Origin of the sequence: Mesorhizobium sp. WSM3626 (assembly GCF_000513935.1) — a bacterium.
Lineage (GTDB): Bacteria > Pseudomonadota > Alphaproteobacteria > Rhizobiales > Rhizobiaceae > Mesorhizobium > Mesorhizobium salmacidum.
The window spans coordinates 12,470-36,305 of record NZ_AZUY01000034.1; the positions used below are offsets into that span (position 1 = coordinate 12,470).

Consider the following 23,836-nt stretch of genomic DNA (forward strand, 5'->3'; position numbering starts at 1 on the left):
GCAATGGAACTCATGCTCGTCTACGCAGCGGTTTTTATTGGTGGCCTGATCATATTCGAACGGGTCACGGGGACCATCGCGAACCACTTCCGGCGAAGCAGCGCGCTGAACTACCGACTCAAACTTCTGCAAGGCAACGAGGACGGCCTTGGCGTCTTCAAGGGAATGGTTCGCGAAAGGGCGCTCGACTATGATCGAGGCGGCATTAAGCCGGTGGTCCAGCTGCGGCGGCTGTTCGCACAATCCGGGCTGAAAATAAACGCTTTGAGGTTGGTGATCTATGCGCCCGTGGCTGCGGTGCTCGTCTGGTTGTTGCTGAGCTACTTCGGCGTTTCGACAATTCCGAAGATCATCCTCATAGTCTTCTTTTTGGTCGCCTTGCCGTTTGTCTACATGATGCGCGTGCGCGGGGCGCGGATAAGAAAATTCACGTCCCAGTTACCCGGCACCCTAGACGTGGTGACCCGGAGCCTTTCGGCCGGGCATCCATTGCCGATATCGATTTCCCTGGTCTCACGGGAATTGCCCGATCCCATTGGGACGGAGTTCGGCATGCTCAGTGACGAACTCACCTACGGAACCGATCTCAACGATGCAATGCTGAACATGATCGAGCGCGTCGGAGCGGAGGACCTGAAGCTTCTGGCGATCTCGATGAGCGTCCAGCGTGGAACAGGCGGCAATTTTGTTGAGATCCTGGAGAACCTAGCGAATGTGGTCCGCGAACGAGCGATCCTTCGGGCGAAGGTCAGGGCGTTGTCCTCTGAAGGCAGGATAACAGCCATAATTATGTCAGCATTCCCGTTCGGCCTTTATCTCATGATCAGCACACTCGTGCCGACATATTTCGATCCTGTCTGGCAAAGTGGATATAGCAACGTTATTTTATCGATCGCCTTCACTGTGATGGCTATAGGGAATTATATTCTCTATAAACTTGTGAATTTCGAATTTTGAGTGCGATAGATGACTGAAACACTGATCCTCCTAGCTACTTTCGCTGGCGTTCTGCTCTTTTCAACGGTCGTCGTTGGAAGGATTGCGAGCCAACGCGAAGTGGCGTCCAGGCTGGCAGATGTCGTGACCGACGGCGAGGCAGGAGGCAGTTCCTATTACGGTCCTGCCTCCGAAATAATCGATGACAAGTATGGTGCCTTCGTCAAACACTATTTCAATGTGGTCAGGAAGGACACGAATTCCAATTCCTTGCCGAACCGGCTCTTGCGAGCCGGGTTCTTTTCGCCGCAGGCGAGTGCAATATTTCAGACCGCGCGTGCCGTGGTATCCTTACTGGTGTTGCTTGGCACGTTTCTGGTTATGGAACACTATTTGGTGAGCGTTTCCCGGACGCTCGCAATCTCGATATCCATGTTGTGCGGTGGCCTTGTTTTTTTCATCGCTGGCGTCGTGCTCGAACGCATGGGAGTTGCCAAGGAAAGAGCCTATCGCAGGATCTTTCCCGATTTCATGGATATGTTGATCGTTTGCGTCGACGCCGGCCTGAGCGTCGAAGCGGCGGCCGATCGTGTTGCACGAGAGTTCATGTCGACCCGGCCCGACTTCGGGCTGCACCTTTCCATCATGATGCTTGAGGTTCGCGGCGGCCGGCGCTTGCGCGATGCATTGACGAACCTTTCGACCCGCCTGCGCATCGACGAGGCCAGGTCGCTTGCCGTGCTGTTCCGGCAATCGGAAGAACTTGGCTCCAGCGTAACGAAGAGCCTTCGCGTGTACAGCAAGGAAATGCGCCAGATGCGAATCCTGCGCGCCGAGGAAAAGGCCAATGCCCTGCCTATCAAGATGCTCTTTCCGCTGGCCACATGTCTGTTTCCGCTGAGCCTGATAATCGTCCTTGTCCCGATCATTATGCGCGTCGCTTCGATGCTGAAGACGTTGGTGCCTGGGTAGCGCGCAATTCAGATCCGTGGAGAGGAGAGATGCGATACCGGCATCGTGGCGGCTAATTGCGAGCCTCAGCGCGGCTCCCTGGCCTCGGCGATCGGTTGGTTTCAGCTTCGCTGACGGGCTCTCGAACTCAACTCCGATCGAGTTTCTCGACACGTTCAAGCTTCAGCGGCACGGTTCACGAAATATTATGTGACGGAACGTCCGGGCCGCTGGTTTCTTTGACCCTCGAGGCGGTCGTTCGCCTCGGTAACTCAAAGGAGAAGAAGAATGCCCAATAAAGGTGGTAGCCATGAGCAACATGTGAAAGCAGGCCAGCAGAGCCACAAGAACATGGATGACAAGAACCGTCAGCAGCAGGCGGCCGGTGGCAACCAGCGCCAGCCAGGCGACAGCTCCGGCAATATGCGCGGCGGGACCCATGAACAGCATGTGAGAGCTGGCGAGCAAAGCCACAAGAATCGCTAGCCGACCCCTGTGGCATCGAGCCCGTCCCGAGCGCTCGGGACGGGCTCTGCGTGGTGATAGGTGCTGCGGTCAACCCGCCCGGTCCGGCGAAAGAGAGGCCGCCGAAAGAGAGACAGATTTGATGCCCGATCCGAGAGAACCCGACCCCAACCGCGACGTGCCCATGCCCGCTCCCAACTGGAAGCCCAAGCCGATCGGAGAACCGGAGCCGGACGGATTGCCCGATGAGGCGCCGTTGCCCAATCCTGATGAGAATGAAGAGCCCCCGTTGCATGCGGCCGGCTGACCCGATTGCGGACGTCGTTCGGTCACTCGTCGTCGGAGCGGTTGCCTTCCCGTGACGGATCGCGTGAGATGACCGCCTCCTCGACATCGTCGGGCAAGGCCTCGTCGCTTTCCTGGTAGGCGTTGTCGTCATTTTCCTCGGGCAAGTCGCCCTCAGCCTCGTCTTCCACCTCGGCGTCGTCGGGAAGGATTTTCGCGCCTGCGAGCGCGTCCCAGTCCTGCTGCTCGATCACGGGACCTTCGGTTTCTGCCGCGTCTTCGGCCTGCACTGCGTCGTCGGGCTGCACTGAGGGTTGCTTTGTTTTGCGGGGGTCCATCGTCGTTCTCCGAAATCCGGGGAGTTGCCCCGGATCGCCTGGCGCCCGGGGCAACCGCTCGCCAGCTAGGCGGCCTGTTTCAGGGCACGTTCATTGACGCCGCCCTCGCCAAGGCTGGAGAGTGCCTTGTCGGTCGCCGTCTCTTCCTCAAGGGTCTCGTTGAGGAGTTTGACCACGTCGCTTTTGCCGAGTTGTTCGGCCCAGGCGATCAGCGTACCGTAGCGCGCGATCTCGTAGTGTTCGACGGCCTGCGCCGCTCCGACCAGCCCAGCATCCAGCGCGGGGTCGCCCTTATATTCCTGGAGGACTTCCGAACCCTCCTCGATGATGCCGTCGATGGCCGGACAGGTCTTGCCTCGGGCCGGCTTGTCGAGAAGCTCGAAAATCTGTTCGAGGCGGTCGACCTGGCCCTCGGTCTCTTGCAGATGTTTCTCGAACGCCGCCGAAACATCTTCGGATTCGGCGCCCTTCGCCATTTTCGGCAGCGCCTTCAGGATTTTCTTCTCGGCATAATAGATGTCCTTCAGCCCGTCGAGGAACAGGGCTTCAAGGCCCTTCGGTGCCGCTTTCTTCGCAGTCGCCATGATTGTCATCTCCAACTATCAATTATCGTGAAGCCCACCAGCGGTGTAGCTGGGGCACAACTTGCCATCGGGAAGGTTGTTCCAGCCATTTCGCAAAGAGCCGGCCGGGAGGGCGCCTCCGGCCAGCGAGCGCGCCCGTGGCGCGAACTGCGTCACTCGATCTGCCGCATGGTGCACTGGCGCGGCGCCTTGTCCGGGCGCCAGCGCAACAGTTTGGTGCCATGCCGGAACCTGTCGCCGGTGACATGGTCGAAGCGGACCTCGACCACCAGTTCCGGCCGCAGGGGCTCCCATTCGCCGCTGCGCTGCGTACTCCAGCGGCTCGGCCCGCCCGGCGCCTTGCCGGTGAAGCCGGGTCCGCCACGCAGCTTTTCCAGCTCTCGGGTGACACGGGCCCGGTCATCCCTGCCGATGGTCGAGGTAAAGCCGACATGGTCGAGTTTACCGCTCTCGTCGTAAAGGCCGAGCAGGAGCGAGCCGACCTCGCTGCTGCCGGTCAGATAGCGGAATCCGCCAACCACGCAGTCGGCCGTGCGCAACCTTTTGACCTTGACCATCGCGCGTTCGCCCGGCCGGTAGGGATCGGTCAGCAATTTGGCGACGACGCCGTCGGTGGGGCCATGGCCGGCCCCTTCCAGCCAGCGCCTGGCGGCCGGCGGATCGGTCGCGCTGGGCGAGAGCCGCAAGCCGGGCTTGGCGCAATCGCGAACGAAGGCCTCGACCGCCCGGCGGCGTCGCGACAACGGCTCGCCAAGCAGGATCGTCCCGCCCGGCGCGGCCGGCATGTCGAACAGGATCAGCCGGGCAGGGGTTTGCGCACTCAGCTTGCGGATACGGCTTTCGGCCGGGTGAAGCCGCATCTGCAGCGCGTCGAAGGATAGCTGGCCATCGAGTTCGATGACGATTTCGCCATCGACAACGAAGTTGCGGGCCTCCACCTGCTGCAGCATGGCGACGAGTTCCGGGAAGTAACGGCCAAGAGGTTTGCCGGATTTGGCGCGCAAGTCGACATCCGTGTCGCCCTTGAAGGCGAGGCAGCGAAACCCGTCCCATTTGGGCTCGTATTGCCAAAGGCCTTCCCCCTCCGGCAGGGCGTCGGCGGCCTTGGCCTCCATGGGCGGCGTGTCCAGGGGTAGGGCGAACCTGTGCGTCATTGCCTGAACCATCGCTTTCCGGGGCGTCGCGCCCCTCGGCGAAGCGCCCGCAAAGACACCTCAGCCGCCGAGATCGATCAAAGCCACACCGAACTCGGCACGCTTGCGGCGGCGCAGGTGACCCGGCGCTTCCACCACGGTGACTTCCAATGTCGGCCGAACGGTGCCTTCGAGCAGATGGCCGCCCCTGGTCGTGCCGTCGCTCAAGCCAAGCACCGCGTGGACATGAAGACTTGGCTTGCCATCATCGCCCGTCGCGACATCACCGATCGCGCTCAGGACCTCGCATTGCTCGTCGACCGGGATTTTTCGATAGCGCTTCGCCTCCAGGTCGAACCAGCCGACAGTAACCCGTTGGAACGCGCCGATCGCCGTTAGGGAAGCGCTGCCGATCGTCTGCTCGACCGCGAAGCTGGTCAGCGCCGAAAATGCTTCCTCGCCCGGGTCGAGCACCACGACAAATGTCCGTTGGCCGTTGGCCTCGTTGACCAGTCGCGATTTCATGCCGGTGTTCCGATCCTTGTGGCCGGTCAGTGGGCGTGGTGTTCGGCATTCCTCTTGCGGGTCGCCGCCGCCTTCCTTGCCGATTCGGACCGGCTGGCGGCCGATCGGGAAGCGGACGCCTTTCCGCCGCTCTTGCCGCCCTTGTGCGCCGCCGGATGACCTGTGTGCTTGCCACGCCCGGAGCCGCCTTCCTTATTGCCGCCACCATCGTCCTTGTTGACCGTCGCCCATGCGCGTCGCTCGGCTTCCTTGTCGGACACGCCACGCTTCTCATAGCCTTCGGCAATATGGTCGGCCTTGCGTTCCTGCTTGTCGGTGTATTTGGATTTCTCGCCTCGTGGCATGATCGTTTCTCCTTCTCGATGGAGGTTGAACGTCAAGTCGCCGTCCAAGTTCCAATCGCGATCGGCGAACCGGCCCGTTCCGACATCGTTCATGACCGCTTCCGGGCTGCTATTCCTCAGGCGCCGTTGCCGGTGCGGTGTAGCGCCGCCGAACGGCATCGAGCACCCGTTTGCGGCTCTCCTCCGCCGAAAGCTTCCTGTCCTTTTCCGCCTCGGTGGTTTCGCGGGCGAGATCCTTGTCCCTGATCTGCTGGCGGAACCATTTCGAATAGTCGCCCGCGCGCAGATGGAATTCCCAGGTCTTGTCGTCTATGCCTTCGGCCATCTGGGCAAAGATCATCAGATTATGGGCCCTGAGGTTCATCGCGTCGTCGGGACCGCGGAAATAGAAGCTGCCGGTCTCATCGAGTTGGCCCTCGGCATATTTGCGGCTGTGGCGCTTGAGAGACTGACGAGGTTCGATGACCTTGACCGTCGTGAGTTTTTTGCGCGCCTGCGGCCGCCAGAACAGAACCCGGTCACCCTTGGGCGTGGGAATGTCTTTCGGCGGCTCGATGCCGGTCTCGTGGCAGAAGGCCTTCACCACGTCCTTCGCCTTTGGGCCAAGGGCGATGACGGCTGTAACCAGACGCAGGGCGTCGGTCGAAATCGCCTCGGGATGGACGGTGATCAGGATCGTGCCCGGCAGTTCCAGCGAGAGCACGGAGCGCGTATCGTCGCGCCGCTTCGGAAGAAGATGGTGCGCTTCGTCGATGACCAGCCAATGCGGTCTTGCGGTGCGGCGGCGAAAACTGCCAAGGCCAGGCAGCAGGTCGGCAAAGAAGTCAGGCCGTTCATCGACACGAAGCGCCAACCCGTTGACGACGATATTGCTGTCGGCCTTGGCCATCAGATCCAGCACCTGCGCCTTTGTCGGCGCGCTCGACCCATCCCCCAGCCGAACGGCGCCCTCGAGGCCGTCATAGTCACCCTCGGGGTCGAAGACGCAAAACTGAAATCGGCTCTCGACAAAGCGTTCCGTCAGCGCGGTGGCCAGGGTGGATTTGCCGATGCCCGAACTGCCGGCGATGAGCACGCTTTCGGTCGGCGACAGATAGATGTCGTCGCCACCGGACGATCCCAGAACAATGCCGTCGTGACGTTTCGGCACGATCCCGTGGTCGCGTTCGATCAGCTTGGCGATCAGTTCCTCGACGCCTTTGCCGCGTGCGCCGCGCGTGACCAGGTTTGCGGTGCCTTTGACCGCGGGAATGGCATTTTCGACCGCAACGCTGCAGCCGCAGGCCTGCAGGAAGGCATGATCGTTCTCGGCGTCGCCGATACCCACCACATTGTGCGGCGACAGGTGAAGGTCCTCGAGTGCGGCGGCCAGCCCGGTGGCTTTGTTGACGCCGCTCGGCAGGATCATAACCGCGCCCTTGTTGAAGATGATTTCGAGCTCGAGCCCCATCTTCTTGATCACCTCGAGCACGGTCGCCTGATGTGGCTCCCAGGTGGCGACGATCGACCGTCCCGCCGAAAGTGGCTTTACCCCCTGTTTTTTCAGCCTGGCGACGAATTTGGGCTCCGGCGATGGCGAGATCGCCCGCTCCTCCTCACTCGCCGGGGTGTAGATCAGGGCGCCGTTCTCGGCGACGACCTTGTCGAACATGCCGATGTCGGGAAACACGCGCTTGAGGTCGGGCAGCTCGCGTCCGGTGACCAGAAGCAGTTTGCGGCCACTTTTCTTGAACCGCTCCAGTGCGGCGAGGGTTTTCTTGGAGACAACTCCGTCATGTGCGAGCGTCCCGTCATAGTCGGTCGCCAAGGCAATGAAATACATTGCGATGACCTCAGTAGCCGCCGACGATCGGCAGGATCTCGCCGGTGACATAACTCGAGCAGTGCGGGGAGGCGAGGAACACATAGGCCGGAGCCACTTCCTCCGGCTGTGCCGGCCGTTTCATCGGCGTGTCCGCGCCGAATTTCGAGACGTCGTCGGCTTCCTTGTCGGACGGATTGAGCGGCGTCCACACCGGGCCAGGCGCGACCGCGTTCACCCTGATGCCCTTGGCGATGAGATTGCCCGAAAGCGCGCGCGTGAAGGCGTGGATGCCGCCCTTGGTCATCGAATAGTCGACCAGTTGCTTGGAGCCGTCTATGCCGGTAACCGAACCGGTGTTGACGATCGCCGAGCCCGGCTTCATGTGCGGCACCGCTTCCTGTGCCATATGGAAGTAGCCGTAGAGATTGGTCTTGAGCGTGGTGTCGAAATGTTCTTCGGTCAGGTCGCCGAAGTCGCTGGAATGGATCTGGAAGGCGGCATTGTTGACCAGAACGTCGATGCGGCCGAATGTTTCGACCGCTGCCGCCACGGCATCGTGGCAATCCTGCCGTTCGCTGACGTCGGCCTTTACGAGGATGCAGCGTCGGCCTTCTTTTTCGACGGCGGATTTTGTCTCTTCGGCGTCCCTGTCCTCTGCCAGGTAGACGATCGCGATATCGGCGCCTTCGCGGGCGAACAATACCGCCACCGCGCGACCGATGCCGGAATCGCCGCCTGTGATGAGAGCCACCTTCTCCTCGAGTTTCCTTGATCCGAGATAATAGGGTGCATCGTAGAGCGGGGCAGGTTCGATCGCCGCTTCATACCCGGGTTTCGCCTGATGTTGCTTGGGGAAGGGCGGCTCGGGATAGGTGCGCGCGCCTGCCTGCATGGCGTGTTCAGCCTTTCCGTTGCGCTTCGATTTGTCCTTGGCGCCGATGCCGCGCTGGATATGGCGTTGCTTGGCGGCTTCACTGGCGGTCTGGGATTTCGTCTCCATGGTTGTCTCCTCGGCTGAAGAAAGTTCAACGCGCGGCGGACCGAAAGGTTTGCGCGATGCCAAAGCTTGTCGTCCGCGTCAGTCCTTGACATAGGCTCCGGGTTGGCGGCCCGATCTTGGAGACTTCGCGTCCTTCGAGTGTTCGGAGATCGTCGGGCCTGCGCCGGATGTCTTTTCAGTTGTCGGGCTGGGTGTCGCCTTGCCGGGCTGACCTCCGGACTGATGTGTTTCTTCCTTTGTCTGATCCGCTGGTCGCGTGAGCCCCATTCCGCCCGCCGGCGGCTTGTTGCCCGCTGCATCGGGCGAGAAATCATCGCTCGGATCCGAGCCGGTCCTCGCCGGATATTTCCGTGCGCCCGTTTCGTATTCGGTCCTCTCGCGTGCCATGGCCGCCTCCGTGTTTGCCTGAACGGAAAACAGCCGCGGGCCGATCAGGTTCCGAACAAACGGTGATGATCGACTCTTTTGCCAGCCGTCGCATCGGCCCTCGCGTGCACGGCTGCAGCCCGCACGCTCGCCAAGCCATGCTCCTTTTTCAAGGATGGCGCTCCGGAAGAAAAATGTTTTTCCGATTTCGCTCCACGGCGACCGTCAATTCCTTTTGTTCGGAAGTAATGTCTATAGAAACTAGGGACATTCCGGCCAGCTGGTTCGAAAAGATCACAGGGCATCCATCATGACCAACCCGGCCATTGTCGGCTTCTCCGGCAATTTCACGCGGCCCTCCAAGACCCGCGGCTTCGTGGACCATATCGTGACGGAGATCGCCGGGCGATACGGCCTTACCGCCAGCACCCATGATATCGTTGATCTCGGTCCCAGCCTTGGCAATGCCAAAAAGACGCGCGACCTGGATGTACAGGCTCGCGCCATTCTCGAGCGGATCCTGGCCGCCGATGTCCTCGTGGTCGGCTCGCCCACCTACAAGGGCAGCTATACCGGTCTGTTCAAGCATTTCTTCGATCTCGTCGACCCGGCGGCCCTCAGGGGCAAGCCGGTGCTGCTGGCGGCGACCGGCGGCGGCGACCGCCATGCGCTGATCGTCGAGCATCAGCTGCGGCCGCTGTTCGGCTTCTTCGAGGCTCTTGCGCTGCCGACGGCTCTCTACGCCTCGGAAAAGGATTTCGTCGACGGCGTGCTGGCATCCGAAGCGATCCGGGCCCGTATCGGTCTCGCGGTGGACGATGTCGGCCTGGCGCTTTTTGGCCGGCAACGCGCCAGGATCGCCGCCGAGTAGCTGCGGAATATCTCCCACTCCGACCCATGAGCGCGCTGAAGCGGCCCCTGAACGCGCTTAGCGCGCGGTAGGGCGACATCCAGCACGCTGCCTGTGCCACCTGACCGTCAGCGGCGTTGCCAGGATGATGCGGGCTGCCGATTTCGATGGCGATGGCCGACGCCCGATCGGACCTGGCCCGATATCCAAAGCCCAATCCGTCGAGGTTGCCGTAGTCCCGGCCGATGCCGTAGACAAGCGGCGGTGAATCACATTGGCGGAGAAGAAACACATGTCGGATCGGATGAAAATCATCTCCGCTGCCAAGTCGCATGGCGGCGTCCAGGGCGTCTATTCCCACGCTTCGGATGTCTGCGCCTGCGACATGACCTTTGCCGTCTTCGTGCCGCCACAGGCCCGTGAAAGACCTTGCCCCGTCATATGGTACCTATCCGGTCTCACCTGCACCCACGCCAATGTCATGGACAAGGGGGAGTACAGGCGCATGGCGGCCGAGCTTGGCCTGATCGTAATCTGTCCCGATACCAGCCCCCGCGGCGCCGGCATTCCCGACGAGAAGGACAATTGGCAGTTCGGCAGCGGCGCCGGATTCTACGTCGATGCCACGCAGGAACCCTATGCCAGTAATTATCGCATGTATTCCTATGTCGCCGAGGAATTACCAGCGCTGATCGCGCGGGAGTTTCCGGCCGACATGATGCGTCAGGCGATCTTCGGCCACTCGATGGGTGGACATGGCGCATTGACCATCGCGCTGAAGAATCCCGAACGCTTCAAGAGCTGCTCGGCCTTCGCGCCGATCGTGCAACCCAGCACCGCCGGCTGGTCGAAGCCGGCCTTCGAAAAATATCTCGGTGCGGACGAGAAATCATGGCGGGGCTACGATGCCACCTTGCTCATCGAGGATGGCCACCGCTTCCCGGAGCTTTTCGTCGACCAAGGGACATCGGACGGATTTCTTGATGATGGACTGAGGCCCTGGCTTCTGGAAGCGGCATGCGCCAAGGCCGGCATTGCGCTGACGCTGCGCATGCAGGACGGCTACGATCACTCGTATTTCTTCATCTCGACATTCATGGACGATCATCTGAGATGGCACGCCCGAAGATTGTCCGGCGCTGAAGCCGGAGCATAGCGGCGGGCTCTTCTCATCAAAGCCCGAACCGGTCCTTCACCCGGCCCGAAAGGATCGCCGCCTTGACGCCAAGCGGCCAGAAGCGATGGAACCGGATTGGCTTGAGCGGCGATATCGGCATGGGAAACGGCGATGTCTCGTCGCCCCGCAGGCGCCGCGCCAGGGCAGCGCCCATCGCCGAGGCCATGGCAACACCGCGGCCATTGTAGCCAAGGCAGATCAGCACGCCGTCTTTCGGCTCGTGAACGTGCGGAAGATGGTCCTTGGTGATCGCGACCCGGCCGTTCCAGCCATGTGTCCACCCGGTTCCAGCAAGCGCCGGCCAGAGCCGCAGCGCATGGTCGGTGAGGTAGCGGATGGCGGAAGCATCGCCGATCGGGCTCATCGGGCCCCGACCGCCCATGAGAAGCCGGTTCTGGGCGTCGATGCGATAGTACACGGTGATGTTGCCGGTTTCGTAGACGACGGGCCTTTCGGGGAGGATTGCCGCCGCAACTGCCGGCGCAAGCGGCTCGGTCGCCGCGATGGCGCTGAACACCGGGACGAGCGACTGCTCCAGGCCCGGCCACAGGTTTCCGGTATAGCCGTTGGTCGCGATCACGACCTTCTCGGCGCTGACGGAACCGCCTGCAGTCTCGATGACCCAGCGCGCGGCCTGCCTGCTCAGCGAGAGCACCTCGCTGCCGCCGAAGATCCGCGCGCCGGCCATCTGCGCGGCGGCTGCCAGGCCAAGCGCGTATTTCAAGGGATGGAGGTCGCCGCCGCGGGCATCGAACATGCCGGATATATACCTGTCCGTGCCGCTACGCGCCGCCATCGCCTTTGCGTCGAGCATTTCAACCGGCATTCCCCGCCGCTCGCATTGCGTTGCCGTGGCCCGCACGGAGGCTGCCGGCTTCGGCCGGATCGCCGCGCGTATGGTGCCGTTCTGCCGGGCCTCGCAATTGATCGACAGGCGCCTGATGAGACCGAAGGTGAAATCCGGCGCGCCGTAGGAGAACTCGATCATCCGCGGCCCAAGCTCCGGGCCGAACATCGCCTCGATGGTGTCCGGATCGTATTTGAGGCCGGGATTGACCTGGCCGCCATTTCTGCCCGACGCTCCCCATCCAGGCTGATGGGTCTCGATCACGCAGACGTCTTCGCCGGCTTCCGCCAGATGCAAGGCGGTGGAAAGGCCCGTGAAGCCACCGCCAACGATGGCGACCCTTGCCTGCTGCGGACCGGCAAGGGCGGGGTACTTGCCGGCGCCGCCAGCCGTTTCGCGATAGAGGCTCCTGGGCGGGCTGCTTTCCAGCATATGACGGGCTCTCACGATAGGGCGGCGGGCTTGACGGGCAACCGGCTTTCAACTGCCCGATATCCGGCACGCACGGCAGACCCAGACTTTTTTGTCGGATACGCCAGGCAATTCTGCAGGGCTTTCGGAAATCACAGCTTTGGACATGTTGGTCTCCCCCATCGCCGGCCGATTATCGTCTTGGACAAACCTCGACAATCGCCGCCCGTGGCATTTCGTATGAAAGAGCTAACTTTGTGATCGCGCGTGCGGCGGATAACGTCACCCTCAATCTCACCCGAGGCTGTTTGTACATGCTTGTATATGCAAGTCGATCTGATAGTCTCTCTGCCGCGCAACCGGAGCGGCCAAGGAGGATCAATGCGCAACGCTTCTCTTTTCGACCTTTCCGGCAGGAAGGCGATTGTCACCGGCGCCAGCCGCGGCATTGGCCGCAGCATCGCCGAGGCGCTGAGCGCCGCCGGCGCCGACCTCGCCGTCACGGCGCGTAACCTGGACTCGCTCGATGAGACGGTGGCGGCCATCCGCGCGGCCGGCGGGGTTGCGCATGCCATTGCCCTTGACGTGACCAATGTCGGCCGGTGCCGTGCGGCCACCGTCGAGGCAGCCCGCCTGCTTGGCGGCCTCGACATTCTCGTCAACAATGCCGGGGTGGAAGAGGTCCGGCCCTCGCTCGACGTCGACGAGTCCCTCTGGGACCGGATCATCGATACCAACCTCAAAGGGGCGTTCTTCTGCGCCCAGGCGGCGGCGCGGCAGATGCGGGACGCCGGGCGGCCCGGCGCTATCATCAATCTCTGCTCGCTGACTTCAGAAGTCGGCATTCCAACGGCGGTGCCATATGGTTCGTCGAAATCGGGCCTGCTCGGCATGACACGGGCGCTGGCAGTGGAATGGGCGGAACTTGGCATCAGGGTCAACGCCATCGCCCCGGGCTATTTCAGGACGGCGATGACGGAAGTGTTCTACAGCAACGAGGCGTGGCAGCAATCCATGCTCGCCAAGATTCCGCAGCATCGTTTCGGCGATCTGCGCGATCTGCACGGCATCGCCGTGTTCCTTGCTTCGGATGCCGCAGCCTACATAACCGGCCAGTCCATTCCGGTGGATGGCGGTTTCCTGGCATCGATCTGAGGCGGCTCGCCCAGGTTCGAAAACAGAGTCTTCCGCAATGTGACCGGCCGGCACATTGCGTTCCAACAGGAGGGAATACCATGCCTGACGTCAGCTTCCACGATCTGTCATCCCTCGATGCCACCCAGCGGGCCGGTCTGCTGAAACGCGCCGAGAGCGATCTGTCGGTCTTCGTCGAAAAGGTCCGCCCGATTATCCAGGCGGTCAGGGACGAGGGCGACGCCGCCCTGATCCGCTTCGCCAGGGACTTGGACAAGGCCAATGTGGCCGAAGGCGAACTGAAAGTGTCGGAAGCGGAATTCGATGCGGCCTTCGACAAGGTCGAGAAGGATGTCGTGGAGAGCATCGGGTTCGGCATCGAAAACATCCGGCATTTTCATGAAGAGCAGAAGCCGGAAACCATGTGGCTCAAGGAAGTCCGGCCGGGCGCCTATGCCGGCGACAGATATACGCCGATCGCATCGGTCGCGCTCTACGTGCCGCGCGGAAAGGGCGCCTTTCCGTCGGTGACGATGATGACGTCGGTTCCGGCCGTCATTGCCGGCGTGCCGCAGATCGCCATCGTGACGCCGCCAACCTCGGATGGTTCCGTGGACGCGGCCACGCTGGTCGCCGCTCGCCTCGCCGGCGTCGAGACCGTGTACAAATGCGGCGGCGCGCAAGCCGTCGCCGCGGTCGCCTACGGCACCGAGACGGTGAAGCCGGCGCTCAAGATCGTCGGCCCAGGCAGCCCATGGGTGGTGGCGGCCAAGAGCGTGCTGTCCTCGATCATCAACACGGGTCTGCCGGCCGGGCCGTCGGAGGCCATTATCTTTGCCGACGACAGCGTCGACGGAGGCCTTGCCGCGCTCGACCTTTTGATCGAGGCTGAGCACGGGCCGGATTCCTCGGCCTATCTGGTGACGCACAGCCGCAAGGTTGCCGAGGCAGCACTTGCTGCACTTCCCGACCACTGGTCGCGCATGACCGAGCAGCGTGTGGATTTCTCGCGCGCGGTGCTGACGGGAGAGCGCGGCGGCATCGTGCTGACCGCGTCGTTGGAAGACTCTTACCGCTTCATCAACGACTATGCGCCCGAACATCTCGAGATACTCTCGAAGGAGCCGTTCGCGCATCTCGGCCACATCACCGAAGCGGCCGAAATCCTGATGGGTCCGCACACGCCGGTCACCCTCGCCAATTTTGTCCTCGGGCCGAATGCCGTGCTGCCGACCAGCCGCTGGGCGCGGACCTATGGGCCGCTTTCGGTGACGGATTTCGTCAAGCGTTCGTCGGTCGGCTATGTCACCTCGGCCGCCTATCCGGAACTGGCGCTGCATGCCCGCAGGCTCGCCCGCTACGAGGGCTTCAGCTCGCACGAAAACGCGGTTTCGGAAATCCGCGACAGCTATCTCGCCGGCTGAGCGGAGACGATCGCGATGAAGGCGGCACGACTTTATGGACCGGGCGATCTGCGCGTCGAGGACGTCGCCGCGCCAGGCATTCCGGATGCCGGCTGGGTGAAGCTCAGGGTCGATGCGGCAGGCATCTGCGGTTCGGACCTGCACAATTTCCGCACCGGCCAATGGATCAGCCGGTCGCCTTCGACAGCTGGCCATGAGCTGACCGGCACGGTGATCGCGCTGGGCGAGGGCGTCGATACCGTCGCCGTCGGCCACAGGGTGGTCGCAGATTCCCGCTTCTGGTGCGGAGATTGCGCGCAATGCCGCGCCGGCAAGCGGCATCTCTGCACTTCGCTGGGCTTCGTCGGCGAAATCTGCGATGGCGGCTTTGCCGAACAGGCGGTGCTGCCCGCACGTCTGCTGCATGTCATCGACGCCGGTCTCGACGAGCGGGTCGCTGCCATGGCCGAGCCGCTCGCGGTCGCGCTGCACGCGGTGCGACGGTTGCCGAGAACGGCGGGCTCGGTGCTTGTCGTCGGTTGCGGTCCGATCGGTGGTCTCGCCGCGATGCTGCTCTCCCGAACCTTCGCCGGCACGGTGCTTGTCGCTGACCGCAACCGGGACCGCTGCGCCCGGGTGGCGCGGGTGACCGGCGCCACCATCGTCGATCTCGACCGCGATGCCATTGCAGCCGCGACCGCCAATGCCCCGCTGCTCGCGGCCGTCGAGGCGACGGGCAGCATCGCCGCATTCAACCAGCTGCTAGACCTTCTCGATCCCGGCGGCGCGGTGGCGATGGTCGGCATCTTCCATGGCCGGCTCGACATCGACCCCAATGTTCTGGTCGAGCGCGAGATCGCATTGCTCGGATGCCATGCCTTCGCCGACGAATTGCCAGAGGCCGTGCGGATGCTGGGCGAACTGAGTGAACCGCTGCTGGCCCTGATCGATCGCGAGATCGGCCTGGACGAGATTCCAGCCGCCTATGAGCGGCTGCTGGCCGGGAAGAGCGATGGCTTGAAGACAATCATCCGCATGCGGCAACCTGCCGGAAAGGATTTTTGAAATGATCGATTTGCCCGATACGGCGAGCCCCCTTTACGAGAAGGTGAAGGATTACATCCTGATCAACATCGGAACGGGCAAATGGGGCAAGGATCGCAAGCTGCCGTCCGAGAACGAGCTGGTGGTTTCGCTGGGTGTGTCGCGGATGACGGTTCACCGGGCCCTGCGGGAACTGACCGCCGCAGGATTCCTGATCCGGCTGCAAGGTGTCGGCACGTTCATCGCGCCACCCCGGCCACAATCGACGCTGATCGAGATCAACAACATCGCCGCCGAGATAGTCGAGCGCGGCAACAGGCATCGCTCCGAAGTTCTCGTCCTCGAAACCATCGTGCCCACGAAGGAACTCGCGCTGTCGTTCGAGTTTGCCAAGCGCACCTCGGTCTATCACTCCGTCGTCGTCAATTTCGAGAACGACCTGCCGGTGCAACTGGAGGAGCGTTTCGTCAATCCGGGCCTGATTCCCGACTATGACAAGCAAGACTTTGCGAGGACGGCGACCTACGACTACCTCATGCAGAAGACCCCGGTGACCGAGGTCGAGCATATCATCTCCGCCATCCCGGCCGACAAGGAGACGGCGCAGCATCTGGGCATCGATGTCGGAAGTTGCTGCCTTTTCCTGCATCGCCGGACATGGACGGGAGCAGTCGTGGCCACGATCAGCAAGCTGACCTATGCCGGCAGCCGCTATTCGCTCGGCAGCCGCTACTCGCCTTCCAAAGCAAGCTGAAGTCGACGAGCCAATGCAAGCCGAGGTTTCACGGCGACAGGAAAAGTCCTGATCGCAGCATTGCTCGCCAATCCACCGGCAGCATGCCGCGACGGTCGAGTTCCAACGGCAAGAGAGGGTCGGCAGTAAGCCCGATGGCAGAACCGACCGGATGACCGGTTTTCTCGATCGGATCGATCCTGAAAAAGCGTGAGTAGTCGGGCTGGGGACCCGCCGGATCAACGTAAAATTGGACTCCACCAACTTGTATATGCATGTATGTATTTCAGCCTTGACATCCGCGGCCGCTGACGTTGAGATATGTCGGCACTTCAACCATGAAGTGGCGGGCAAGACGCCGAGGCACAGTGCCGCAAGAGCAGAACCCCGCAGTCTCATCAGACCGGATGCCTGGGTAAAAAGCGGTCTGATCATCAAGGGGAACGAAAGATGATGCTCAACCTAGCAGGACAATTTCGCGCATTGGTGATGGCCGTTGCCGTCGGGCTCATCGCAGCCCCGGCGGCCCATGCGGCCGATGCGGCCATTCCCACGACGCCCGAGGCCGGTCCGTTCAAGATCGGGATCGAGCCCTGGCTTGGATATGGCCAGTGGCACGTCGCCGACGCCAAGGGCCTGTTCAAGACAAACGGCCTGTCGGACGTCCAGATCGTCAATTTCGCCGAGGATAAGGATATCAACGCCGCACTCGCAAGCGGCCAGCTCGACGCCGCCAACATCGCCACTCACACGGCGATGGGCATGGTTGCGGCCGGCCTGCCGGTGAAGATCGTGCTGCTGCTCGATGTCTCCATGACGGCCGACGCCATCGTCGCCGGCAAGGACGTCGCATCCATCGCCGATCTCAAGGGCAAGCAGGTCGCTTTTGAGGAAGGCACGACGAGCGACATCCTGCTCAAATACGCGCTCGCCAGGAACGGCATGTCGGTAGCCGATATCCAGCCGGTTCCAATGCCTGCCGCCGACGCCGGCAGCGCCTTGATCGCGGGCCAGGTGCCGGTCGCGGTCACCTACGAGCCGTACCTCACTGTCGCCATGGCGCAGAACAAGGACGTCAAGCTGTTGTTCACCGCCGGCGAGGATCCCGGCCTGATCAGCGACGTGCTGGTGGTGCGCGACGAGGTGATCAAGTCGCGGCCCGGCCAGGTGCTGGCGATGATCAAGAGCTGGGACGCCGCACTCAAGGACTATAAGGCCGATACATCAGGCGGTCGCGCCATCATCGCCAAAGCCGTCGGTTCCGATGTCAAGGACCTCAATACCGCCTTCGACGGCGTGCGCTACTACTCCCTGGCCGAAAACAAGACGGCGCTCACCGGCGATTTTACCACCAAGACATTCGCCGACGTCGAAGCGGCGGCCAAGAACGCCAAGCTGCTTCAGGCCGATGTGACGCCGGAGCAGATGATCGACCCGTCCTTCGTCAAGGCGGCGCAATGACGAGATCCGGATCGCGGTGGTAACGCAGATGTCCGGGGAGCCTCCCGCGAAAACCGGTTTGGCCCGCCCGACGCCGGCGCCCGCCGCAAAACCGGCGAGGCGTCGCCGATCCTCCGGGATCGGCGTGCCCATCGCCAGGTCGCGTTTCCTGGCGATAGCGGTGGCTGTCTTTGTCGGCCTTGGTCTCGCCTGGTGGGCGGCGACCGGGCTGGAATGGGTGAAACCCATCTTCCTGCCGTCGCCAGGCAGCGTCGCGACCCAGATCACCAAGCTCGCGGCCGACGGCACCTTGTGGCTGGACCTCAGGGCCTCGATGTACCGCATTTCCATCGGCTTTCTCCTCGCCTCGGCATTGTCCATACCGATCGGCGTGCTGATCGGCAGTTTCCGCTCCTGGGAGGCGGCCATCGAGCCGCTGGTGGATTTCATCCGCTATATGCCGGTTGTCGCCTTCGTGCCGCTCTCCATCCTGTGGGCCGGTACCGGCGACACCCAGAAATTCCTGATTATCTTCATCGGCACCTTCTTCCAGCAGGTGCTGATGGTCATGGACAATGTGAAACGGGTTCCCGCCGACTTCATCGGCCTTGGCCGCACGCTCGGTCTGCCGGACCGCAAGATCCTGACGCGCATCGTCGTGCCCAGTGCCTTGCCGGGCATCTGGGACACGCTGCGCATCAGCCTCGGCTGGGCATGGACCTGGCTGGTGCTGGCCGAGCTCGTCGCGGCGACATCCGGCCTGGGCTATCGCATCACCGTGTCGCAGCGCTATTTCCAGACAAACACCATCATCGGCTACATCCTGCTCCTGGGCGTGCTCGGCCTCATTACCGACCAGGTCATGAAAGCGTTGGAGAAGGTACTGTTCCGGCAGGAAGGCCACCCGCAATGAGGAACCGCCGATGACAGTTCCCAAATTGCGCATCGCCGGTCTCGACAAGAGCTTCGGCACCGGAGAGCGGCGTACGCAAGTGCTGCGGGACATCAACCTCGACCTTGCCGACAATGAGTTCGTCTCCCTCGTCGGCACGTCGGGCTGCGGCAAGAGCACGTTGCTGTCGATCGTCGCCGGACTGCAGGATTTTGACGCCGGCGATCTCAGCATCGACGGCGCACCGATCTTGCAACCGGGTCTCGACCGTGGTGTCGTCTTCCAGTCCTACACGCTGCTTCCCTGGCTGACGGCGCGGCAGAATATCGAGTTTGCCCTCAAGGCCGCCGGCTATGATCGCTCCGCCTGCCGTGAGATCGCGCTCGAGCATCTCGACCTCGTCAAGCTGTCGCAAAGCGCTGATCGCTTCCCGTCCGAACTGTCGGGCGGCATGAAGCAGCGCGTCGCCATCGCGCGCGCGCTTTCCTATCGCCCGAAGATGCTGCTGATGGACGAGCCCTTCGGCGCGCTCGATGCCCTGACGCGGCACCAGATGCAGGAACTGCTGACCCAGATCTGGGAAGAGCATCGGCTCACAGTGCTGTTCGTCACGCATGACGTCGAGGAGGCCGTCTACCTCTCGGATCGCATCGTCGTCATGGGGATCGGCCCGGGACGCATCATGCAAACCTTCAACGTCGACATCGAGCGACCGCGCCGGGAAGAGGTGATGGAAACCCCTGCCTTCATGGATTTGCAGCGCGGCGTGCACAAGGCGATCCGCGAGGCATCAAGACGACCCGAAATGGCGTAATGCCAGCAACTTCGTTGGCCCCACCGGCGGTCAGGAATCAGGGGCCGTGGGGACTGCATATGCCGAGCGTCCATGCGATGGTGCCGCAAAAGTCGCCGGCATACCCACGGTAACTGCCGTAACCATTGTAATAGCTGTCCATCCAGTTGCTGTTGTCGGTCGAATTCTCGCCAGTCCAACCGGCATCAACCCAACCGTAACGGTGTCTGTGTCCGCGGTTCGCGGTCTGCGTGTGGCCATTATGGGCGGTGGTGACGCGGACATAATGGTGCCTGGCGACGGCGGCTTCGGCGACTGTGGCAAACGGGACAGCGCTCGTGGCCAACGTCAACACGATGGAACCGAGGAATACGTTTCGCTTTTCCATAAGCATGTCTCCTTTTCATTCGAGACATTGGGAAGAACGCGCGCCTCCCTGCACACGTTCCTTCACGAAATCGGGCCTTCACGGTCCCGAGGACGGCGTGCAGGTCAGCGGTCACATCAGGGGATCTCGCAAATAAGGTCTTCTCGGCAAAGGTATGGAAGCAATCCGTACGTTCGAACCCGCCAGCACGGGTTTACGTTGCATTGCCGGCCGCCGCGTCCATTTCCATCTCTTCCTCGGAAATGTCGTCGAAGGAAGCGTAGTTCATGTTGTAGAGGCGGGCGTAAAGGCCTTTCCTCTTCATCAGCTGCTCATGGTTGCCGCTTTCGACGATCTCGCCATTCTGCAGCACGATGATGCGGTCGGCGCCGCGGATGGTGGCCAGGCGATGCGCGATGACCAGCCCGGTGCGGCCCTCCAGCAGTTTGATCAGCGCCTTCTGGATCAGCATCTCGGTGTAGGAATCGATGCTGGCCGTGGCCTCGTCGAGGACGAGGATCTTGGCGTCGGCCACCAGCGCCCGCGCGAAGCTGATCAACTGGCGCTGGCCGAGCGAGAGGTTGCCGCCGCGTTGCCCGAGCTCGGTGTCGTAGCCGTCAGGCAATTGCTCGATGAAGTCGTGCGCACCGACGGCTTGGGCGGCGCGCACCACCTCTTCACGGCTGGCACCGGTCTTGTGATAGCGGATGTTCTCCAGCACCGTGCCGGAGAACAGGAACGGTTCCTGCAGCACCATGGCCACCTGGTCGCCGAGCGAGTCCTGCGTCAGGTCGCGCACATCGTGCCGGCCGACCAGGACCTCGCCCGACCAGACATCGTAGAAGCGGTGCACAAGCGCCATCGAGCTCGACTTGCCCGATCCGGTCGGCCCGACAAGCGCGACCGTTTCGCCGGGATTGACCCGAAAGGAGATGTTCTTCAGCACCGGCTGGTTCGGCCGGTAACCGAAAGTGACATTCCGGAACTCGACCGAACCGTCCATGTCGCGCGACAGCGCGATGGCGCCTTCCTTGTCGCTGACATCCACCGGCACGTCGAGCACTTCGGAGATACGCTGGCCCGAAGCCATGGCGCGCTGCATGACGCTGTATTGCATGGTGAGCGAGCGGATCGGGTCGAAGAAGCGCTGGATGTAGAACAGGAACGCCACCATCACGCCGATGTCGAGACTGTGCGACAGCACCATCGACCCGCCGACGACGATCACGGTCGCCATGGCGATGCCGGTCAGCGTATCGACGATCGGCACCATCACCTGCGCGTATCTCGCCGATCGCAGATGCGCGTTGAGATTGGCCAGCACCTTCTCGTCGTAGAGGTCGAAATTGACGTGCTGGCGCTCCAGGCTCTGCACGGTGCGCACGCCATGGATGCCTTCGGCAAGCGCGCCGTTGGCGATGGAGTTGGTCTCGTGGGCGGCCATGAAGGCGACCTTGGCGCGCGGCAGCCAGAACAGGCGCACGATGAACAGCATCGGCATGGTCGACAGCGTCAGCAGGCCGAGCCGGAAGTCGAGCCACAGCAGGACGGTGACGATGCCGAACAACAGCACGATGTCGCCCACCGACATCACGGAGGTCTCGAGGAATTCCTGCATCGAATTGACGTCGCCCTGCAGGCGCGACATCAGCCGGCCGACCTCGGTCCTGTCCATGAAGCCTAGAGAGACCCGCTGCAGGTGGCTGAACATGGCACGGCGCAGGTCGGATAGCACGTTCTCGGCCACCTTGCCGACGACGCTCTCCTGGACATGACTGGCGGCGTAGTTGATGAGGATGATGACGGCAAAAGCGACGATCGCGGAGACCATCACCGATCGGTCGAGCCTGCCTGGCGCCATGCCGTGATCGATGGCGTAGCGGATGACCAGCGGGATCGCCAGCTGCGTCAGCGTGAACACCAGCACCGCGGCGACCGAGATGAAGATCCGGCCCTGATATGGTCTGACGAAGCTCCAGATGCGCCTGACGATGCGCGGATCGTAGGCCTTGCCGAAGACCTCTTCCTCATCGCGGTGCGAGCCGACGACCGCCTTGGTCGGGCGCCGGCTTGTGTCTTCCTTCTCGTCCTCGTCCTGCGTCGACATCAGGCGGCTCCCTCGAGCCGATCTTCGTCCGGCCGCAGCTGCAGGTCGTAAAGCGCGCGGTAGCGTCCGCCGAGCGCCAGCAATTCCTCATGCGTGCCGCGTTCCACGATCCGGCCGCCCTCGACGAACAGAATCTGGTCGGCATGCATCAACGAACTCAGCCGATGCGAAATGATGAGCGTCACGCGATCCCTGGCGAAGCGCTTCATCGCCACCCGGATACGCTGCTCGGTGCCGGCGTCGACGGCTGCGGTGGAATCGTCGAAGACCAGCACTGATGGCCGCAGCATCAGGCTGCGCGCGATGGTCAGGCGCTGCCGCTGGCCACCGGAAAGCGACGCCCCACGTTCCCCGACGACCGTGGTGTAGCCGGCCGGAAGGCCGATAATGTAATTGTGCAACTGGGCATACTCGGCGGCTTGCCCGATGCGGGTCTCGCGCGCCCAGGGATTGCCATAGGCGATGTTGTTCTCGATCGAGGTGGTGAACAGGAACGCGTCCTGCTGCACGACGCCGACCGCCTTGCGCAGCGATTGCAGCGTGACTTTGCGGATGTCCTGCCCGTCAATGGTGATCGCGCCCGAGGTCACGTCGTAGAAGCGCGGGATCAGATGCGCGATGGTCGACTTGCCGCTGCCCGGCGGGCCGACGATGCCGACGGTCTCGCCGGGCCTGGCTTCGAAGGAAACGCCGGAAAGCGTCGGGCGTTCGCCCGCGCCCTCGTAGCGGAAACCGACATTGTCGAAGCGCAGCACGCCGTCGGAGATGACGAGATCTTTGGCATCGGACGCATCCTTGATGTCGAGCTCCGTGTCGAGCAATTCGAACAGCCGCGTGCCACAGGTCGAGGCGCGCGCGAAGGAGTTGACCATCAGGCCGAGCTGGCGCACCGGCATCTGCAATATGGTCATGAAGGTGAGGAACTGGGCCAGCGTTCCGACGCTGATCTGGCCCGCGATCACCTTCTGGCCGCCGAACCACAGTACCAGGCCCATGGCGGCAAGGAAGGAAAAGTTCATGGCGCTGGTGTTGGAGACGCGGATTTCGACGCGCTCATTGGCGAGCTCCAGCGCATCCTGTTTGGCACGATCGAATTTTGCCAGCTCATGCCGCTGTGCCGCGAAGGCGCGCACGACACGGATGCCCCCGAGATTCTCATCCATCACCCGGCTCAGCACCGACAGCCGCTCCTGCAGCGTCAGCCAGGTGCTGCGCAGCCGGAGCTGCGTCACCGAGGAGCGCCAGGCGACGAATGGCACGAAGCTGAGGCTCAACAATCCGAGCACGAGATCGGTGCTGATCAACAAATAGGCGCCGACCCCGATCAGCACGCCAAGCAGCACCACGCGCAGGATACCGGTGGAAAAGAACATGCGCACGCCGTCGAGATCGAGCAGCCCGAGCGTGATGAGGTCGCCGGTATGGACCTTGTCGTGGAAGGAAAAGCTCAGCCGCTGGATCTTCTCGTAGAAGGCGAGCCGCAGCTCATAGCCCGTCTGATGGCCGACGGCCTCGCCATAGTAGTTCTGCGCCATGGTGAAGAGGCCGCGCAGGATGCTGACGATCAGCAGCGTCAGCGCGGTAGTCCACAGCGCCTGCTCGGCCGCGATGCCGGCACCCGCGGCCATCACCCCTTGCGCCTGGTCGATGGCGCGGCCCAAGAGGCGCGGAATGAAGAGTTGCAGCGTCGCTGCGACAAAGGTCGAGATGAGGGTGATGGCAACCTGCCAGGGATGGCGCAGCGTCATGCGCACAATGCGCAGCAACGTACTGAGGCCCTTGCCCCAGGAGGCTTCCGCCACATGGGCAAATGATTTGCCGCGCTTGGCCGCGCTGGTTGCATCCGTGTGCAAGGAAAATACCCAGACCAATCCGGACATTAGCCCGAACGAATGTAGCAGACTCAA

At 62.6% G+C, this 23,836-nt stretch carries 25 protein-coding genes; 13 read left to right on the forward strand and 12 right to left on the reverse strand.

Annotated elements, in window-relative coordinates; all coding sequences use genetic code 11:
* Positions 1 to 3 precede the first annotated feature (3 nt).
* The 4 genes from M653_RS0121355 to M653_RS1000000135870 all read left to right on the forward strand — a co-directional run bounded on the left by M653_RS0121355 (position 4) and on the right by M653_RS1000000135870 (position 2,659).
* Entirely contained in the window at positions 4 to 957 is a 954-nt protein-coding gene (locus M653_RS0121355; RefSeq protein ID WP_027145174.1) for a type II secretion system F family protein, read from the forward strand.
* Between the two features lie 9 nt (positions 958 to 966).
* Positions 967 to 1,908 carry a type II secretion system F family protein gene (locus M653_RS0121360; protein ID WP_051442756.1) on the forward strand — a complete coding sequence of 314 codons (942 nt, stop codon included), beginning with the start codon at positions 967 to 969 and terminating at the stop codon, positions 1,906 to 1,908.
* Between the two features lie 267 nt (positions 1,909 to 2,175).
* Complete coding sequence (locus M653_RS0121365) at positions 2,176 to 2,373, forward strand: hypothetical protein (RefSeq protein ID WP_027145176.1); 198 nt, start codon at positions 2,176 to 2,178, stop codon at positions 2,371 to 2,373.
* 121 nt (positions 2,374 to 2,494) lie between these two features.
* The gene (locus tag M653_RS1000000135870) at positions 2,495 to 2,659 is read left to right on the forward strand and encodes a hypothetical protein (RefSeq protein ID WP_084636794.1); all 165 of its coding nucleotides are present in this window, start codon (positions 2,495 to 2,497) and stop codon (positions 2,657 to 2,659) included.
* Positions 2,660 to 2,681: 22 nt separating this feature from the next.
* Here the strand turns inward: M653_RS1000000135870 and M653_RS0121370 are convergent, their stop codons facing one another.
* The 7 genes from M653_RS0121370 to M653_RS0121400 form a co-directional block, all read right to left on the reverse strand.
* Positions 2,682 to 2,975 carry a hypothetical protein gene (locus M653_RS0121370; RefSeq protein WP_027145177.1) on the reverse strand — a complete coding sequence of 98 codons (294 nt, stop codon included), beginning with the start codon at positions 2,973 to 2,975 and terminating at the stop codon, positions 2,682 to 2,684.
* A 65-nt stretch (positions 2,976 to 3,040) separates the two neighbouring features.
* Complete coding sequence (locus M653_RS0121375) at positions 3,041 to 3,559, reverse strand: ferritin-like domain-containing protein (RefSeq protein ID WP_027145178.1); 519 nt, start codon at positions 3,557 to 3,559, stop codon at positions 3,041 to 3,043.
* 152 nt (positions 3,560 to 3,711) lie between these two features.
* Positions 3,712 to 4,713, reverse strand: coding sequence for an ATP-dependent DNA ligase (locus M653_RS0121380; RefSeq protein WP_084636797.1), 1,002 nt, complete (start codon positions 4,711 to 4,713; stop codon positions 3,712 to 3,714).
* 60 nt (positions 4,714 to 4,773) lie between these two features.
* Positions 4,774 to 5,217 carry a PPC domain-containing DNA-binding protein gene (locus M653_RS0121385; protein ID WP_027145180.1) on the reverse strand — a complete coding sequence of 148 codons (444 nt, stop codon included), beginning with the start codon at positions 5,215 to 5,217 and terminating at the stop codon, positions 4,774 to 4,776.
* Positions 5,218 to 5,243: 26 nt separating this feature from the next.
* A complete protein-coding gene (locus tag M653_RS0121390; RefSeq protein WP_027145181.1) occupies positions 5,244 to 5,561 on the reverse strand; it encodes a hypothetical protein in 318 nt (105 codons plus the stop codon).
* A gap of 109 nt (positions 5,562 to 5,670) precedes the next feature.
* The gene (locus M653_RS0121395) at positions 5,671 to 7,383 is read right to left on the reverse strand and encodes an HAD-IIB family hydrolase (protein WP_027145182.1); all 1,713 of its coding nucleotides are present in this window, start codon (positions 7,381 to 7,383) and stop codon (positions 5,671 to 5,673) included.
* A gap of 10 nt (positions 7,384 to 7,393) precedes the next feature.
* Positions 7,394 to 8,365 carry an SDR family oxidoreductase gene (locus M653_RS0121400; RefSeq protein ID WP_027145183.1) on the reverse strand — a complete coding sequence of 324 codons (972 nt, stop codon included), beginning with the start codon at positions 8,363 to 8,365 and terminating at the stop codon, positions 7,394 to 7,396.
* 676 nt (positions 8,366 to 9,041) lie between these two features.
* On the opposite strand from M653_RS0121400, the gene msuE reads away from it, so the two are divergent.
* Positions 9,042 to 9,602, forward strand: a complete 561-nt coding sequence (gene msuE, locus M653_RS0121410; RefSeq protein WP_027145185.1) for an FMN reductase — start codon at positions 9,042 to 9,044, stop codon at positions 9,600 to 9,602.
* A 271-nt stretch (positions 9,603 to 9,873) separates the two neighbouring features.
* Positions 9,874 to 10,737: an S-formylglutathione hydrolase gene (fghA, locus tag M653_RS0121415; protein WP_027145186.1), complete on the forward strand. Its 864-nt coding sequence runs from the start codon at positions 9,874 to 9,876 to the stop codon at positions 10,735 to 10,737.
* Between the two features lie 16 nt (positions 10,738 to 10,753).
* Here the strand turns inward: fghA and M653_RS0121420 are convergent, their stop codons facing one another.
* The gene (locus M653_RS0121420) at positions 10,754 to 12,037 is read right to left on the reverse strand and encodes an FAD-binding oxidoreductase (protein ID WP_027145187.1); all 1,284 of its coding nucleotides are present in this window, start codon (positions 12,035 to 12,037) and stop codon (positions 10,754 to 10,756) included.
* Positions 12,038 to 12,397: 360 nt separating this feature from the next.
* On the opposite strand from M653_RS0121420, the gene M653_RS0121425 reads away from it, so the two are divergent.
* The 4 genes from M653_RS0121425 (at position 12,398) to hutC (ending at position 16,351) form a co-directional block, all read left to right on the forward strand.
* Positions 12,398 to 13,171: a glucose 1-dehydrogenase gene (locus M653_RS0121425; RefSeq protein ID WP_027145188.1), complete on the forward strand. Its 774-nt coding sequence runs from the start codon at positions 12,398 to 12,400 to the stop codon at positions 13,169 to 13,171.
* An 80-nt stretch (positions 13,172 to 13,251) separates the two neighbouring features.
* A complete protein-coding gene (gene hisD, locus M653_RS0121430) occupies positions 13,252 to 14,574 on the forward strand; it encodes a histidinol dehydrogenase (RefSeq protein WP_027145189.1) in 1,323 nt (440 codons plus the stop codon).
* Positions 14,575 to 14,589: 15 nt separating this feature from the next.
* Positions 14,590 to 15,618, forward strand: a complete 1,029-nt coding sequence (locus M653_RS0121435; protein WP_027145190.1) for a zinc-binding dehydrogenase — start codon at positions 14,590 to 14,592, stop codon at positions 15,616 to 15,618.
* A 1-nt stretch (position 15,619) separates the two neighbouring features.
* Complete coding sequence (gene hutC, locus M653_RS0121440; protein ID WP_027145191.1) at positions 15,620 to 16,351, forward strand: histidine utilization repressor; 732 nt, start codon at positions 15,620 to 15,622, stop codon at positions 16,349 to 16,351.
* Positions 16,352 to 16,379: 28 nt separating this feature from the next.
* Here hutC and M653_RS1000000135875 read toward each other — a convergent pair whose 3' ends face one another.
* On the reverse strand, positions 16,380 to 16,607 hold the full coding sequence (locus M653_RS1000000135875) for a hypothetical protein (RefSeq protein ID WP_084636795.1): 228 nt from the start codon (positions 16,605 to 16,607) through the stop codon (positions 16,380 to 16,382).
* A gap of 176 nt (positions 16,608 to 16,783) precedes the next feature.
* Here M653_RS1000000135875 and M653_RS0121445 point away from each other — a divergent pair, with 176 nt between their 5' ends.
* The 3 genes from M653_RS0121445 to M653_RS0121455 all read left to right on the forward strand — a co-directional run bounded on the left by M653_RS0121445 (position 16,784) and on the right by M653_RS0121455 (position 19,476).
* Positions 16,784 to 17,791, forward strand: a complete 1,008-nt coding sequence (locus tag M653_RS0121445) for an ABC transporter substrate-binding protein (protein WP_027145192.1) — start codon at positions 16,784 to 16,786, stop codon at positions 17,789 to 17,791.
* A gap of 124 nt (positions 17,792 to 17,915) precedes the next feature.
* Positions 17,916 to 18,683, forward strand: coding sequence for an ABC transporter permease (locus M653_RS0121450; RefSeq protein WP_032935740.1), 768 nt, complete (start codon positions 17,916 to 17,918; stop codon positions 18,681 to 18,683).
* A gap of 10 nt (positions 18,684 to 18,693) precedes the next feature.
* Positions 18,694 to 19,476: an ABC transporter ATP-binding protein gene (locus tag M653_RS0121455; RefSeq protein ID WP_027145194.1), complete on the forward strand. Its 783-nt coding sequence runs from the start codon at positions 18,694 to 18,696 to the stop codon at positions 19,474 to 19,476.
* Positions 19,477 to 19,513: 37 nt separating this feature from the next.
* Here the strand turns inward: M653_RS0121455 and M653_RS0121460 are convergent, their stop codons facing one another.
* The 3 genes from M653_RS0121460 to M653_RS0121470 form a co-directional block, all read right to left on the reverse strand.
* Positions 19,514 to 19,843 (reverse strand): hypothetical protein, encoded by a 330-nt coding sequence (locus tag M653_RS0121460; protein WP_027145195.1) that lies wholly within the window; start codon positions 19,841 to 19,843, stop codon positions 19,514 to 19,516.
* 193 nt (positions 19,844 to 20,036) lie between these two features.
* A complete protein-coding gene (locus M653_RS0121465) occupies positions 20,037 to 21,929 on the reverse strand; it encodes an ABC transporter ATP-binding protein (RefSeq protein WP_027145196.1) in 1,893 nt (630 codons plus the stop codon).
* Entirely contained in the window at positions 21,929 to 23,782 is a 1,854-nt protein-coding gene (locus tag M653_RS0121470) for an ABC transporter ATP-binding protein (protein ID WP_027145197.1), read from the reverse strand. The genes M653_RS0121465 and M653_RS0121470 overlap by 1 nt, the downstream gene beginning before the upstream one ends.
* Between the last annotated feature and the right edge of the window lie 54 nt (positions 23,783 to 23,836).